This is a genomic window from Mesorhizobium sp. M0676 (genome assembly GCF_040320535.1).
Taxonomy (GTDB): Bacteria; Pseudomonadota; Alphaproteobacteria; order Rhizobiales; family Rhizobiaceae; genus Mesorhizobium.
The window spans coordinates 49,969-64,493 of the sequence record NZ_JAMYPU010000028.1 but is presented as its reverse complement, the minus strand read 5'-3'; the positions used below and the strand labels follow the sequence as shown (position 1 = coordinate 64,493).

Genomic DNA, 14,525 nt, shown 5'->3' with positions numbered 1-14,525 from the left:
GCCAATAACATGGCCAAGCCTCGTGGAGGGAGTAGCCAAGGGATGCGTCAGGGCTAGACCCGCTTTGCACTCGACCACACGGCGGCGGCACGAGTTCACGTCGGAGCATTTTCGCGCGTGCCCGCGATGTCGCGGGCGCACATGCCGCCAGCCTAGATTTGATGGCGCGAGATCGAGGATCACATGCACCACAACATTAGCAAGTCAGAACAGAATGCCCGCGACTGCGGCATATCGCTGCCGAATGCGATAAAGCGTTGTCCAAAGTCCGACACGAATCCTGCGAGTGTGGCATTGCACGAGCGCGCGCTAACCGGCATCTTCGAAATATCGAAAGTACTCGCCGATGCCGCCCGGCTCGAACTCAAGTTGGCCAAGGTAGTCGATCTCCTGCACTCGTTTGTGCAGATGCGGCACGGCATCATCGCTCTCTGCGATGCCGAGGGCGGACTGGACATCACAGTGGCCAGCGGCTGCGGCACGAACGGCAATGAGCCCTCCCGGTCGCGCCTGCCGCGCAACGCCATCGACCAGATTGTGACGACCGACACGCCGCTCCTCGCCGAGGACATAGCGATGCATCCGACCTTCACTGCCGCTGATATCGAGGTGCTTGGGGCCTCCGACACCGTGTCGTTCATCGGCGTTCCCATTCGTGTTGATGGGAACGCCATAGGCGCGCTGACTTTGGACCGGGTTTTGGAAAGCAGGTCAAGCTATCGGCTCGACGATGATGTCCGGCTGCTTACCATGATTGCCAACATGGTGGGACAGACAGTCAAGTTGCATCGCTTCTCCGCGGCCGACCGCGAGCGAACGCCGGAGCTGGAACATCGGCTGCAAACGAAATTTTCTGATGTTAAGCACCCTGCACCCCGGCGCAAAAAGGTCCACGTCGAGGGGATGATTGGTGACAGTCCGGCGATAAGCGCCCTGCTGGAGAAGATCGCGGTCGTAGCCAAGGCAAAAACCACAGTTCTGCTGCGAGGTGAGTCCGGTACCGGGAAGGAGCTGGCTGCCAAGGCAATTCACGAGTTGTCGCCGCGCGCCAAGCGGCCCTTCGTTAAACTCAATTGTGCAGCGCTCCCAGAGACAGTCCTGGAATCCGAATTGTTCGGTCATGAGAAGGGTGCCTTCACAAGCGCATTCAATTCCCGCAAGGGGCGCTTTGAGCTCGCTGACAAGGGGACGTTGTTTCTGGACGAGATTGGCGAGATCTCGGCCTCGTTCCAGGCAAAGCTACTGCGCGTGCTGCAGGAGCAGGAGTTTGAGCGCGTCGGCAGCAATCAGACCATCAAGGTCGATGTTCGCGTGATTGCCGCCACGAACAGGAACCTGGAAGAGGCGGTTGCAAGGAATGAGTTCCGCGCCGACCTATACTACCGCATCAACGTGGTTCCCTTGCTGGTACCAGCATTGCGCCAAAGGCGCAGCGATATTCCGCTCCTCGCAGCTGAGTTTCTCAAGAAGTTCAACGACGAGAACGGCTGTACGCTCACCTTCGATCCGCGTGCGATTGAAGTGCTGATGAAATGTGAGTTTCCCGGCAACATTCGCGAGCTTGAAAATTGCGTGCACCGGACAGCGATCCTGGCCGAGGGACTGTCAATCGGGAGAAACGACTTTGCCTGCTCCCAAGGCCAATGCTTTGCCGAGGCGCTGTGGAAGTGCAGATCGGGCAAGGCCGCGCTGCAACCACCGCCGATCCTGCCGGAGTCAGCGAATTTGGCCACGCCCCCAGACGAGGCCGCCAGTTCGGCCGCGACTAACCCGCTTGCCGGCGCAACCCACCCAATTGGCGCGAGGACGCCCGATATAGAGCGCGTCATTGCTGCCATGGAAAGATGTGGCTGGGTGCAGGCAAAGGCAGCGCGCTTGCTTGGGCTGACCCCGCGCCAGATTGGCTACGTGCTGAGGAAATACGGCGTCGAGATCAAGCGTCTTTGAAAGCATGACCCTGGGCATGAGCTGAGCCGCTTAGCGCCTTGGCGCCGCGCAGCGATGCAGATCCGCGTCCGCGTCAACTCGATTCGACCGAGGACAGCCTGGCTGAATTCCCATCTCAGCCGGCGCTGCGACCATTGTGTGAAAGGCAACCCTGCCACCGTCAATCCCGTCCGCCATGTTGCTCTCGTTGCGAGCTCATACGGATGCCCCCTGTGTGACTGAAACGGAGTTAAATATGTCCGACGCAAAACTGCAAACTGTGCTTTCGGCTCTTTCGCAAGTGACACGACAGTTGGATGCTCTGCCGTCCAACGGACCAGCGCCGGACGCAAATTTTATCAAGCTGAATACGAATGAGAACCCGTTTCCGTTGCCGCCAATCATAATGCAAAGTGCAGTGGCGGCCCTCAAGCGCCAGTATCTATATCCGGATGACGATAACTTCAGATTGAGGGAAGCAGCGTCCAGCACCTATGGCGTTTCCAGGGATCAGGTCATCGCTGGCAACGGGTCGTCTGAACTGCTCGGACTGATCTACAGAGCTTTCCTCGCACCCGGCGACAAGGTTGCGATGATGTCGCCAGGGTTTTCGTTCAACCGCAAACTTGCCATGCTTCAGGGCGCTGAGTTCCTCGAAATCGGATGTCAAGCTCATTCCCTGCCAATGGAGCAATTGCTTTCCGGTGCGGCAAAAGATGCCAAGTTTATTATGTTGGCCAATCCAAACAATCCGACCGGAACATTCCTCCCGATAAGCGATATCGAATGCCTCGTAGCACAATCGGACCGCTTGATTGTCCTCGATGAGGCCTACGTCGACTTTGCACCCGATCACGGACTGCGCCTCATCAGCCGGTATTCGAACCTTCTGATCTTGAGGTCATTCTCGAAAAGCTATGCCGCCGCTGGCATTCGCGTCGGTTTCGGTTTCGGTCACCCTGAAATTATTGGAAGGCTGCGAAACATCCAGAACGTCTTCAACATGAACGTGATCGGGCATGCCGTTGGTATCAGCGTGCTTGCGCATCGCAGCGCCTACGCAGACAACCACAAGCACATCAAGGATGAACGAGAGCGAGTGACAGTTGCACTATCGCAACTCGGATTTTCCGTAACACCCTCCCGCGCAAATTTCTTGCTGGCCCGTGTGCCCGCGGGACAGGACGGCTCATGGTGGCAAGCAGCATTGGAGAGGCAAAAGATACTTGTCGCGTTTTTTCCGGACAAAGGCTTGGAACACTGTATCCGCGTCAGCATCGGCACAAAAGAGCAGATGGATGAATTTCTTGCTGCCGCTGGCGACATTGCTGGAAGCTTAACGGTGCCAAGCTCCAGGGGCAGGGAAGCGTCAGGCTCTGCTTCTTCGTTACGCTGACGCTAATCGGCGATCAAACACATCTCTTCCGACTTGCTTGGTGATCCCAGCAAGAAAACAGCCTTCTTTTAAATTCGGGGACTTAAAGAGTGACAAACGTCTTTCCTTCAAACCTGGCTTTCGGCATCTTCGATCATTTGGATGAGGATGGCCGCGATATAGGCCGGCAGTACGAAGATCGCCTCATATTAGCAGAGGCGTGCGATCAGCTAGGGTTCTATGCCTATCATCTCGCAGAACACCACTGTACTCCCCATGGGAGAGGTCCATCGCCGAATCTGTTCTTATCGAGCGTCGCCCAGCGCACCCGGCGCTTGCGTCTCGGACCCTTGGTGATGCTGCTTGCGCTTTATCATCCGCTGCGTGCGTTCGAAGAGATCTGTATGCTGGACCAGTTGAGCGGTGGCAGGCTCGAACTGGGCATAGGGCGCGGTGCTCTCCCGACCGAATTGGGCTACTTCGGGATTGGTGCGGACGCGGTGCCGGGCCGTTATGCCGAAGCCAGCGAAATTCTTATGGAAATACTTGTTAATTCGAGGGAGGTCGGCACGCTATGCTATCAAGGCCGCCATTTTGATCTCAATGACGTTCCTTTGACGCTAAGACCTCATCAGCGTCCACATCCGCCCACATGGGTCGCTGCCAATCGACCCGAGTCCGCAGCTTGGGCCGCTGCGAATGGAACAAATATCGCGTGTGTAGGACCTTCCTCTTCTGTTCGCAAAACTACTGATGCGTTCCGCGCCTATCGAGAGGACAACGCAGGCGGGGGGGATCAAGGGAGATTTGTCGGATTGCTCCGCATGGTCGTGATTGGGCGTTGTGACACACATGCCTATTCGCTCGCGGCACCTGCTTACGCACGCTGGCTCAAGAGCTTCCAATTCCTTTACGAGCTTAACGCTATCCCCACTCCACCAAACTTGCCGCTGACCTTCGATGCGGCAGTCGAGAGTGAATTGTGCGTGGTAGGATCAGCAGAGTCTGTGCGAAAAGCTCTGCTAGATCAGTTGGAAGAGGCAGGTGCCAACTACCTGCTTTGTCAAATGGCATTTGGAAATCTGCCGCTAGATGCTTCCCTTTACACCGCGACGACCATTCAGTCCGAAATCATGGCTCGACTTGGCTGACCATGAAATTCGCGGCCTGAGGTTACATCCTTGTGCAGCGCTCCTCACACCCACGTGCTCGAGCGTGCACGTGGTGGGGCGGGCAATCGGGAGGAGGCCAAACTGACGACGAGCAGGCGGCACAGAATACCAGCTTTGTGCGTTGGCTGGCGTCTGGGCCATCGTGTGAACATGCACGATCCTAAGGAGAGGGTAGCCGAGCGCGTCGCGATGCCGGCACGCGCCTGCTCGTCGCGCTGGCGCTAGTCGTTGCCCATAGCCAGCCGCAGGAGGTTCTTCTCGCCCGGGGCGGCGTCGGTGCGGCGCCCACTAATCCAGCTTCATCAGCGGCCCGTCGGTAGCAAAGCCGTCACTCGCTACGGCGCTATTGAGGGCGCGCTCGCGAGCGGCTTTGCGACGCCCAGCCAACACCTCGAGCGAGCTCGCCCGATGATGGTGGTGCACCGCGGTCGGATACGATGCTGGAGGAAATCGTTCGCAGCCGGTCTTCACGAACTGCGAGGAGTGCTCGTTCTTGAATGCTGGCTGCTGGCCGGACGCGGTGGCCTGAGTGGTCTGCCGACACGCCCGAAAGCCAACGCCACTACCACAAGGCCGCCAAGATGTCAGGTCTGAGAGCCAGCTTGGACGGTGGTATCGTGTTCGGGAAGGTCGTCGAAGGAGGCGTAGTTGAGATAGTAGAGTTTGGAATACAGGCCGCCCATGGCTATTAGCTCATCGTGGTTGCCAGTCGCAACAACTTGGCCATTCTGAAGCACGATGATGCGGTCGGCCCCCCGGACCGTGGCGAGACGGTGGGCGATGACGAGGCCAGTCCGCCCTTCAAGCAGCTTGATCAGAGCCTTCTGAATCTGCAATTCCGTGTGGCTGTCGATGTTGGCGGTAGCTTCGTCGAGCACGAGGATCTTGGCGTCAGCGACGAGGGCGCGGGCGAAACTGATAAGCTGGCGCTGGCCGAGAGATAAGTTGTCGCCGCGTTCGCCAAGTTGGGTCTCATACCCGTCGGCGAGGCTCATGACGAAGTCATGCGCGCCGACGGCCTTGGCCGCCTCGATCACCTTGTCGCGCGTGGCTTCCGTCTTCTGGTATCGAATGTTCTCGAAGACCGTCCCGGTGAACAGGAATGGCTCCTGCAGCACCATGGCGACCTGGCGGCCGAGCGATTCCTGGGTGAGGTCGCGTACATCATGTCCGCCGACCAGCACCTGACCCTGCTGAACATCATAGAAGCGGTGGACCAGGGCCATCGAACTCGATTTGCCAGAACCGCTCGGTCCGACTATTGCGACCGTCTCGCCCGGATTGACCTTGAACGAGACATTTTTCAGAACCGAACGGTTCGGATCGTAGCCGAAGGTGACGTCCCTAAACTCGACCGAGCCGTCCATTTCGGGCGAAAGCACCTCGGCATTGGGTTTGTCCTTAACATCGATCTTGACGTCGAGCACATCGGTCAGGCGCTTGCCTGAGGCCATGGCGCGCTGCATGACCGAATATTGCAGGGTGAGTGAGCGGATCGGGTCAAAGAAGCGCTGGATGTAAAATAGGTAGGCTACCAACACGCCCACATCTATACGGCTATTCATGACCATCGAGCCGCCGACCACAATAACGGCGGCCAAGGCGAGGCCGGTGATGCCATCGACGATGGGCACCATGACCAGTGCATATCTGGCAGCGATCAGGTGGGTCCTGAGGTTGGCATGGGCCCGATCGTCAAAAAGACTGAAATTCACCTGCTGGCGGTCCATTGACTGTATGGTCCGCACGCCGTGAATGGCTTCGGCCAGCGCGCCATTGACGACGGAATTGGTTTCGTGTGCAGCCATGAAGGCGTCGCGGGCACGCGGCAACCAGACAATGCGGACGATCACCAGGATCGGCAGAACCGATAGCGTCAGGAGGCCGAGGCGAAAGTCGAGCCACAGCATTACGAAAACGATGCCGAAGAGAAGCGCAACATCGCCTAGGGAATATACCGAAGTTTCCAGGAACTCCTGTATGGAGTTAACGTCGCCTTGCAGGCGCGACATCAGGCGTCCGACCTCGGTCTTGTCCATGAAAGAGAGCGAAACCTTTTGCAGATGGCCAAACATGGCGCGGCGGATGTCGAACAGGACAGTTTCGGCCATTTTCCCATCCAAGGCTTCCTGCATGTAGCCGGCGGCGAAATTGACCAAAATCGCCGAAAGGAACGCGCCGACGGCCGCAAGCTGGGCTGAGCGATCGGGCCTTGCCGGGTTCATGCCGAGGTCGATCGCGTAGCGGATGATCAAGGGGATGAGAAGCTGCGTCCCGGTGAAGATCAGCATCGCGACAATCGTGACAACTACCTTTGCCCGGTAGGGATGGACGAAGCCCCAGATGCGACGGAGGATGCTCTTGTCGAAAGCCCGGCCGAACATCTCCTCCTCGATCCGGTGCGAGCCGACGACCGCGCGCGGAGGGCGTCTCCCGTCGTCACGTTCGGCTTCGAGTTCGCCGCGGCCCTGGTCCATCAGCGGGCGCCCCCATCCTGGCTAATAATGCTATCACCCGGGCGCGTCTGGAGATCGTAAAGGGCCCTGTAGCGTCCCCGCTTCGCCAGAAGCTCTTCATGCGTGCCGCGTTCTACGATTTCGCCTTTATCGACAAAAAGGATTTGATCGGCATGCTTAAGCGCACTCAGCCGGTGCGCGATGATGATCGTCACCCGATCCTTTGCGAAGCGCCGCATCGCCGCGCGAATGCGCAGCTCGGTGCCGGCATCGATCGCGGCCATCGAGTCGTCGAAAATGATGACGGAGGGGCGCAGCATCATGGTGCGAGCAATCGTCAGACGCTGGCGCTGGCCGCCAGAGAGAGAAACGCCGCGTTCGCCCACGACCGTCTCATACCCTGCCGGGAGCCCGAGGATGTAGTCGTGGAGCTGGGCGAATTCTCCAGCGCGTTCAATTCGCTGTCTCTTCGCCCAGGGATCGCCATAAGCGATGTTGTTCTCGATCGTTGTGGTGAATAGGAACGCATCCTGCTGTACAACCGCGACCGCCTTGCGAAGGCTCTCGAGGGTGACATTGCGTATGTCCTGGCCGTCCAACGTGATGGCGCCACCAGTCACGTCGTAAAAGCGGGGGACCAGATGAGCCATCGTCGATTTGCCGGAACCCGGCGGACCGACGATCGCGATCGTCTCGCCTCTCCGGGCCTCAAAGCTGAGGTTCTTCAGAATGGCGCGGTTTTCGGCGTTGGGGTAGGCAAATGAGACATTGTGGAAGCGCAGAGTGCCGTCACTTATCTCAAGCGGTCTGGCCTCGAGAGCATCCCTGATTGTGATCTCCTGATCGAGGAGACCGAAAAGCCGCGAACCGCAGCTAGAAGCGCGGGCAAACGCATTGACCATGAGACCGATCTGGCGGACTGGCATTTGCAGCATGGTCATGAAGGTCAGGAAGGTCGCCATGGTTCCGACGCTGATCTCGCCAGCGACGAGCTTGTTGCCACCGATCCCAAGCACCAATCCCATTGCGAAAAAGTAGGACAAGGTCATCGCCGACGTGTTTGGTACGTAGATGTCAACGAGATCGTTGGCGAGGTCGAGCGCGTTCTTGGAAGCGCCGTCGAACTTCAGCATCTCATAGGATTGAGCCGCAAAAGCGCGGACCACACGGATACCTGCGAGATTTTCCTTCATCACGCGGCTTAGTACCGAAAGGCGCTCATAGAGGTCGAGCCAGGTGGCGCGCAGCCTGAGCTGTGTGGTCGATGAGCGCCAAGCGACAAAAGGCACGAAGCTGAGCGCGGCCAAGCCGAGCATGGGATCGGTCGAGATCATCATGTAAGCGCCAATCCCGATCAGCATGGTCAGCAGGAGCACCCGCATGAGCCCGGTGGAAAAATACATCCGCACGCCTTCGAGATCGAGCATTCCGGCGGTTATCAGATCGCCTGAATGGACCCGGTCGTGAAAGGAAAAGCTGAGACGCTGGATCTTGTCGTAGTAGGCGAGCCGCAATTCGTACGCGACATGATGCCCGACGGCTTCGGCAAAATAGTTCTGCGCCATCGTGAAAACGCCGCGTAGCGCGCTGACGGCGAGCAGCAGGAGAGCCGGGGCCCAGAGCGCTTGTCCTGCCGCGGCCCCCGCGACACCGCCCCCGATAGCTGTCTGAGTCTGGTCGACAGCCCGGCCGAGAAGCTGGGGAATGAGCAACTGGAGGATTGCCGCCATGATCGTCGAGCCCATAGCGAGGGCAACCTGCCACGGATGGCGCAGATTCATACGCGTGATGCGCAACAGCGTACTCAAATCCCGGCCCCAGCGCGCCGCTTCAACATGGGTCAACGAATTCAGTGCGTTCGTTGCGCTGCTGACAGCATCACTGTTCACGGGTGTATTCCCGACTGCATTTTGTGCCTTCGAGGAAAGCCGAAGCAGACATCATCAAAGGCATCCGCCATTGTTAATCCCGTCCTCAACCTGCAGCCGTGCCCGTTCCCACAAGCCGAGCCGCCGCTTTACTTAGTGGCATGTCGATCACCGTGATTCCGCTTGCCGCAAGGAAACGCGCTTCGTTTCTGGTCAGGGTTTCCGCGTCCATTACGGTGCAATAGGGACCGCGGGAGCGCTTCATGATCTGTCTGGCGTAGGTGCGCAGCATCTGATCGTTGAAGCGGCAGCCAACGAAGAAAAATCCACGGGTAATGCGCCGTTCCTTCACAGCGTCTGGGATCGGTGTCTGGATATCAATTTCGGACAGGACTTCGACGTAGTCGGAATCTGCGACGAGAAAGTTTTGCGCGGGCGTAATACTCCCGTGAGGTGAATAGAGAACCGTCTTGGCCCCCAATCGGCGGTCGAGCTCCCTCCCGGACAAATCGTAGGTTTTCGTCCAAATGTTGCCGATTTCATTCGCGCGCGTGACGCCTTGTATCTCAACGACGTCCGTTCGGCCCGTCTCTACCAGAGCCGTGCGCATCGCGCTGTCATACCAGCTGTCGATGATGAGGGAGAGTGGCAGCCTTGCGAGCCAGGCGTGGAAGGGGGTCGGCCCCACCGGCGCTGCGAATATGTCGGTCATCCAAGCTTGAAGGGTCCGGCGATGCCGGCGCTGTTCGATGAACTGCGCAACCGACCACATATTGGTGCGGATCCTGGAAGGGGCAGGAGCCCGTGCGTTGAGTGCCGCGGCAACAACCTCCGGGGTATGCGGCACAGGCGGTTCCACACAGTTCAACTCAAGAAGACCCGGACCGAGATAGGGGATCACCTCATCGGCGGCGAGCGCTCCCTTCGCCAGGTCAAGCAGCTTTTCAGCAAAACTGTCCCGCACAATGACGAGGTGGCCCGATGTCTGGATCGTGTTCATCTCGTTTCCTCGCGACGCACCTAGGGGCAGCATCAGCCCTCTTCGGAAATCTTCCTTGCCTCGACGGTGATCGGCAGACGCGTATCACGTGGGAGATCGGGTAGGAGGAGCCGCCACCCGTTCCTGAGCGTGACCGTTCCGCCCCACAACTCTTCCTTCTCGAGTTTGATGATCGGCTCTTCGAGGTCCTTTTTGGGGACATACGCCGACAAACCAGCATCGGTCCTGCGGATCATGACTTTCATCTGGCCGTCCCTTCATTGGTATTGCCTTCAGCACTGCAGGGCGCCTCGGCCTTGTCGAGGCTCATCAGTTCACGCGCTCGCATACCGACGACGGTGCCACGGTCGATCCACTCGACCGCATAGATGAAGAACTGCTGGAGAAAGGTGCCAATGTCGCGCACATATCCCTCGTCCCCCTTCCGCACGAGATTTTCGCCGATCTCCCTGCCAGGATAGGTGCCGTCATTCTTTATGTGGCGAGTGGCACGTACCCGCTCTCCCGGCATGAATCGTGGAGGCCTGCGGATTTCGATCTCCTCTTCGGGTCCGAGCGACATGTCCGTTCCCTCATTTCTCTTGCGGCTGAGATTGCGAACAAGGCGTTCCAGGCGTCCTGCGTAGGCAGCCCCCAACCATGTCGGCAGTCCAATGTCCGTTACGCAGGAACGCAGGTCTTCGGCACCGGACATACCGAGGCACATTGCTGCGCATCGAAGACCCCCTCGCATTCGGTGCACTTCTGTGACTCGATCACGTAGCTCTCGCCTTTGAACTTGATCGCGCCGGAAGGACATTCGAATTCGCAGGCGCCGCATTGGGTGCATTGGGATGCGATGATCTTGAAAGCCATTTTAACTCCTGGTCCGAATGAATGAGACAGCTCAGGCCGTCGCCGCGAGTGTGGGGGTCCCAGACGCGGCGATGTAAATCGCGCTGATTGCTGTGTCGATATAGTCATGGGCACAGGCGTCGGTGGCTCTGATTCCAGCCTCCGCGAGCTGATCCTGCGGGCAATTTCCGATCTTGGCGCACAGCACGATATCTATGCCTTGAAGCGCTGCGATGACGCCATCGAGGGCGGCTTCTGCGCCCCAGCCGCCGAGGCAATACTTGTCCACCTTCCGATGCCCGACGAAGCTGATCCCTTTCAGCGAGGCTTGATAAACCTGGAATTCCTTCGCATGGCCGAAATGCTCATTGACGCGGCCGCCGCCCTTGGTCGCCACCGCGAAGAGAAGGGACTTGCCGCGGCTCGCTGCCTTGACCAATCCGATCGCTTCTCTCCTAGCCTCGACGTGATCACGGCGCTCCTCCGCGACCAGCTCCCGATAGGCCTTGCGTTTGCTGGCATCGTAGGTGACCTCGCCGGGAATCCGGTCGACTGTGAATTCCTGGCCACGATCTTCTCCGAGCAGGCCCACGGCATCTGCCCGGCACTGCCGGCAGTGCCGCATCAACTGGGCGCCACCTTCGACACGATCCTGAAGAGCCTTCATCTCCATTGCGTTTGGGCCGCGCTGCCCGCTCAGTCCGTAATGCGTGCCGTGTGCCGGGTCCGAAATCAGCGACATAAGGTTGTGCAGGAACGCGCCTCGCTCCTTAACCCATCTATTCACCTCGATCAGATGCTCATCGTTCACGCCCGGGATCACCACCGAGTTGATTTTGGTGAGGATGCCCCGCGCGGTAAGCATCTCCAGGCCCAACATCTGCCGCTGGTGCAGGATCCGGGTGGCTTCAATGCCGACGTAGCGGCGATGATCGTGAAAGATCCAAGGATAGATCTTTGCACCGACCTCAGGGTCGACCATGTTGATCGTGATCGTCACGTGATCGACATTCATGTCAGCAAGCTCATCGACATGGTCGGGCAGCGCCAGCCCATTCGTGGATATGCAAAACTTGATGTCTGGGATTTCCCTGGCGACCCGGGCGAAGGTCTCCTTGGTCTTCTTCCAGTCGTAGCAGGCGTCGCCCGGTCCGGCGATGCCGAGCACGGAAAGCTGCGGCACCTCGTTGGCGACCGCGATCACCTTGCGTAGCGCCTGGTCGGGCGTCAGCTTTTCAGAGGCCACCCCAGGCCGGCTTTCGTTGGCGCAGTCATATTTGCGATTGCAGTAGTTGCACTGGATGTTGCAGCCCGGCGCGACCGCGACGTGCATGCGGGCGAAATAATGATGCGCCTCTTCTGAAAAGCAGGGGTGATCCTTGATCTTCTCCCAGACAGCCGGATCCGTGTCGTCGGGCTTTGTCGACGAGCCGCAGGACGAAGACGCGCAGCCCCCGGGTTTCATGGTGCCAAGCAACTGGTCACCGAATGTCGTGCTGAGGCTCTCAAGCGAAATTGCCGGTGCGGACATGAACGGCTCCGTTGCTGCGTGATGTCGCAGTTCAAAGCGCAAGAGCTATGCCCAGCCCAAAGAGCTGTTTCGGTTCATGAATAGGGTTCCCGTGTCAGATTCCTTCGGATTGCTCCGACACACCTGTCGGGCTTACGACAGTGGACAAGCAAATAGGGTCGCGAGGCTAGCAGCCTCGGGCGCGCAGAGTGTGAGCGAGACCACTCCGGGCTGCTTACGCTTGACGTCATCGCGACGTCCCGAATTTCTTAACCTTGATACCATGCCGGCGCAGGGCGTAGCCGATTTTCCAGGGCGTGAGGCCAAGGATACGAGCCGCCCTGGCAAAACCCAACCGGCCTTGTCAATCGCGTCGATCAGCGACTAGCGTTCCGTCAGATGCGGGCGACAAGCGGCATGGTTCGGACGCTGGCCGTAAGGGGAGATACCTTGCTGCGGAGGCGCCGATGCGACTGGCCGGCAGCCGCAATCCGCTCGATCTGTTACAGCCTGTGGTATGAGGCGGCGAGTGCCTGATTGAGGTGCGAGGGTATTGCCGGCAGTGGCGGCAATCTCCGGCTCTCCTTCAGCGTCCAGACGACGACTTCTCCATCACGCGTCTGCAGAAACGTGGGCAGGACGTTCACGACAATTGGCCAGCGTATGGCGAGCGTAATCTCCAGCTCGCTTGGGGCGGTCAGCACCTTCACATATCGTAGAGTCCCTGAGCGCGGTATCTGCTTAGGGCATGCGTGCGCCGGTCATCCGAATTTAAAGAGGATTCCGAAACCGCCGCGTGGATAGTTCCACTCGATCTCACCACTCGTCCCGCACAAAATCCGGCAGGTGCCGCACTCCATGCAGCCGTCGGCAGTGATCTCCACTTGACCCTTGTCGTTCAACTCATAACATTTCGCCGGGCAGACGTGGGTCAGCGCGAGCAAATTCGCGCTCGGCTTCTGGTGCGGTCGCACTTTGATGTGCGGGCGGCCGGAATCCACCAAGTAGCGGTTCTGGTAAAGCTTGTCCTCGACACGTGACTTCGTCGCTGCGCTGGTCATTTCGTCTCCCCTCAGCGCCACGCCAATGCAAGGCGGACCGCGTCGCTGACCAGCCCCCAGCGCGAGCGCGCCTTGATGAAGGCCGCCGTGGTCGCCTTTTCCTTCTCGATCTTCGGCGTGCCGTCGACACGCATGAAGTTCTGCGCAGCTTGCGACATCAACCGCGGATAAGTCGTGAAATAATTGCATGAATTGGTGTGGAGCAAGGCCGGCATGTCTTTGTATTTCCTCAGGTCCTTGACCACGAAGGACTTGTCCAGCATGGCTTTGTAAAGGGCGAGATTCCGTTTGTTCATCGGACCGTTGCGGCTCTTGACCTCGACGATTGCCTCAGCCGCAATGCGGCCGGAGGTCATGGCGAGGTTCGAACCCTCGCGGTGAATGGCGTTGTTCAGTTGCGCGGCATCGCCGACCACGACCCAACCATCGCCAAAGAGCTGCGGAATAGCCTTGTAGCCGCCTTCGGGAATGAGGTGTGCGGAATATTCTTTCACTTCCGAGCCGGCGATCAGCGGACGGATCGAAGGATGGCTCTTCAAGGCATCAAGGAGAACGTAGGGGCTCTCGACCATCGCGGCAAAATCGGAGACGAGGCAGCCAATGCCCAGTGAGATGGACTCCTTGTTGGTATAGAGGAAGCCGAGCCCGGCCATGCTGCGGGAGGTCGTGCCCACCGCCTCGATCACGCAGCCCTCATCGCCCTTTACGCCGAACCGCTGCTCAATGACCTCTTCGGGCAAGAAATGCATTTCCTTGACGGCGAGGGCCACGGTTTGCGGCTTTGGCATCTCGCGCAGGCCGGCTCGAGTGCCAAGCAGTCCGCAGACACCTTCTGCGAGAACGACCACGTCCGCGTAGATGGCTCCGCCCGCCCGGTCTGTGCGGACGCCGATCACCCTGTCATTGGCATCACGGATGAGTTCCGTCACGGTCGTCTCGCACAGAACGGTCGCGCCGGCGGCGCGCACCTTACGCGAAAACCATTTATCGAACTGGGCACGGATGATCGTGTATCGGTTGGGCTTCGCCTCATTGAAGTCGTCCGACCTATAGTGAATCCCGGTATGGGATGTGTCGTCCATGACCCAAAGCCGCTGTTCAACCAAATGCCGCTCGAGAGGCGCATCATCCCGGAAATCCGGGATGATCTTCTCCAGCATGTTCGCGTACATGATGGCACCCTGGACATTTTTGGAGCCCGGATATTCACCCCGCTCCAACTGCAGCACCTTCAGGCCATGGCTGGCCATGGTGTAAGCAGCTGCGTTTCCGGACATGCCTGCCCCAACAACAATGGCGTCGAAGTTTTCCTCGATCATGTCC

Annotated in this window: 12 protein-coding genes and 1 pseudogene; 3 read left to right on the top strand and 10 right to left on the bottom strand. The window is 58.9% G+C overall.

Annotated elements, in window-relative coordinates; all coding sequences use genetic code 11:
* Positions 1-183: 183 nt before the first annotated feature.
* The 3 genes from nifA (at position 184) to NKI35_RS25330 (ending at position 4,452) form a co-directional block, all read left to right on the top strand.
* Entirely contained in the window at positions 184-1,947 is a 1,764-nt protein-coding gene (gene nifA / locus NKI35_RS25340; protein WP_081725571.1) for a nif-specific transcriptional activator NifA, read from the top strand.
* A 235-nt stretch (positions 1,948-2,182) separates the two neighbouring features.
* Positions 2,183-3,322 carry a histidinol-phosphate transaminase gene (gene hisC / locus NKI35_RS25335; protein WP_023807980.1) on the top strand — a complete coding sequence of 380 codons (1,140 nt, stop codon included), beginning with the start codon at positions 2,183-2,185 and terminating at the stop codon, positions 3,320-3,322.
* Between the two features lie 89 nt (positions 3,323-3,411).
* Positions 3,412-4,452 carry an LLM class flavin-dependent oxidoreductase gene (locus tag NKI35_RS25330; protein WP_031198794.1) on the top strand — a complete coding sequence of 347 codons (1,041 nt, stop codon included), beginning with the start codon at positions 3,412-3,414 and terminating at the stop codon, positions 4,450-4,452.
* Between the two features lie 605 nt (positions 4,453-5,057).
* Here NKI35_RS25330 and NKI35_RS25325 read toward each other — a convergent pair.
* The 10 genes and pseudogenes from NKI35_RS25325 to NKI35_RS25280 form a co-directional block, all read right to left on the bottom strand.
* Positions 5,058-6,950: an ABC transporter ATP-binding protein gene (locus NKI35_RS25325; RefSeq protein ID WP_352741736.1), complete on the bottom strand. Its 1,893-nt coding sequence runs from the start codon at positions 6,948-6,950 to the stop codon at positions 5,058-5,060.
* The gene (locus tag NKI35_RS25320; protein WP_352741735.1) at positions 6,950-8,818 is read right to left on the bottom strand and encodes an ABC transporter ATP-binding protein; all 1,869 of its coding nucleotides are present in this window, start codon (positions 8,816-8,818) and stop codon (positions 6,950-6,952) included. The genes NKI35_RS25325 and NKI35_RS25320 overlap by 1 nt, the downstream gene beginning before the upstream one ends.
* Positions 8,819-8,903: 85 nt before the next feature.
* Positions 8,904-9,797 (bottom strand): SIR2 family NAD-dependent protein deacylase, encoded by an 894-nt coding sequence (locus NKI35_RS25315; RefSeq protein ID WP_352741734.1) that lies wholly within the window; start codon positions 9,795-9,797, stop codon positions 8,904-8,906.
* A gap of 32 nt (positions 9,798-9,829) precedes the next feature.
* Entirely contained in the window at positions 9,830-10,042 is a 213-nt protein-coding gene (nifT, locus tag NKI35_RS25310) for a putative nitrogen fixation protein NifT (RefSeq protein WP_023807985.1), read from the bottom strand.
* On the bottom strand, positions 10,039-10,359 hold the full coding sequence (locus NKI35_RS25305; protein WP_352741733.1) for a nitrogen fixation protein NifZ: 321 nt from the start codon (positions 10,357-10,359) through the stop codon (positions 10,039-10,041). The genes nifT and NKI35_RS25305 overlap by 4 nt, the downstream gene beginning before the upstream one ends.
* A gap of 98 nt (positions 10,360-10,457) precedes the next feature.
* Positions 10,458-10,652 (bottom strand): 4Fe-4S dicluster domain-containing protein, encoded by a 195-nt coding sequence (locus tag NKI35_RS25300; RefSeq protein ID WP_023672218.1) that lies wholly within the window; start codon positions 10,650-10,652, stop codon positions 10,458-10,460.
* Positions 10,653-10,683: 31 nt separating this feature from the next.
* Entirely contained in the window at positions 10,684-12,162 is a 1,479-nt protein-coding gene (gene nifB, locus NKI35_RS25295; protein WP_352741732.1) for a nitrogenase cofactor biosynthesis protein NifB, read from the bottom strand.
* Between the two features lie 226 nt (positions 12,163-12,388).
* A pseudogene (locus NKI35_RS25290) lies at positions 12,389-12,543 on the bottom strand (helix-turn-helix domain-containing protein); the annotation flags it as partial.
* 359 nt (positions 12,544-12,902) lie between these two features.
* A complete protein-coding gene (locus tag NKI35_RS25285) occupies positions 12,903-13,202 on the bottom strand; it encodes a ferredoxin family protein (RefSeq protein ID WP_023750031.1) in 300 nt (99 codons plus the stop codon).
* An 11-nt stretch (positions 13,203-13,213) separates the two neighbouring features.
* Positions 13,214-14,521: an FAD-binding protein gene (locus NKI35_RS25280; RefSeq protein ID WP_023712672.1), complete on the bottom strand. Its 1,308-nt coding sequence runs from the start codon at positions 14,519-14,521 to the stop codon at positions 13,214-13,216.
* Positions 14,522-14,525 lie beyond the last annotated feature (4 nt).

Coding starts and splice junctions, on each gene's coding strand:
- NKI35_RS25325 (WP_352741736.1), bottom strand. CDS start 6,950: ATGGACCAGGGCCGCGGCGAACTCGAAGCCGAACGTGACGACGGGAGA.
- NKI35_RS25280 (WP_023712672.1), bottom strand. CDS start 14,521: ATGATCGAGGAAAACTTCGACGCCATTGTTGTTGGGGCAGGCATGTCC.
- nifA (WP_081725571.1), top strand. CDS start 184: ATGCACCACAACATTAGCAAGTCAGAACAGAATGCCCGCGACTGCGGC.
- NKI35_RS25305 (WP_352741733.1), bottom strand. CDS start 10,359: ATGTCGCTCGGACCCGAAGAGGAGATCGAAATCCGCAGGCCTCCACGA.
- nifT (WP_023807985.1), bottom strand. CDS start 10,042: ATGAAAGTCATGATCCGCAGGACCGATGCTGGTTTGTCGGCGTATGTC.
- NKI35_RS25315 (WP_352741734.1), bottom strand. CDS start 9,797: ATGAACACGATCCAGACATCGGGCCACCTCGTCATTGTGCGGGACAGT.
- NKI35_RS25300 (WP_023672218.1), bottom strand. CDS start 10,652: ATGGCTTTCAAGATCATCGCATCCCAATGCACCCAATGCGGCGCCTGC.
- NKI35_RS25285 (WP_023750031.1), bottom strand. CDS start 13,202: ATGACCAGCGCAGCGACGAAGTCACGTGTCGAGGACAAGCTTTACCAG.
- hisC (WP_023807980.1), top strand. CDS start 2,183: ATGTCCGACGCAAAACTGCAAACTGTGCTTTCGGCTCTTTCGCAAGTG.
- nifB (WP_352741732.1), bottom strand. CDS start 12,162: ATGTCCGCACCGGCAATTTCGCTTGAGAGCCTCAGCACGACATTCGGT.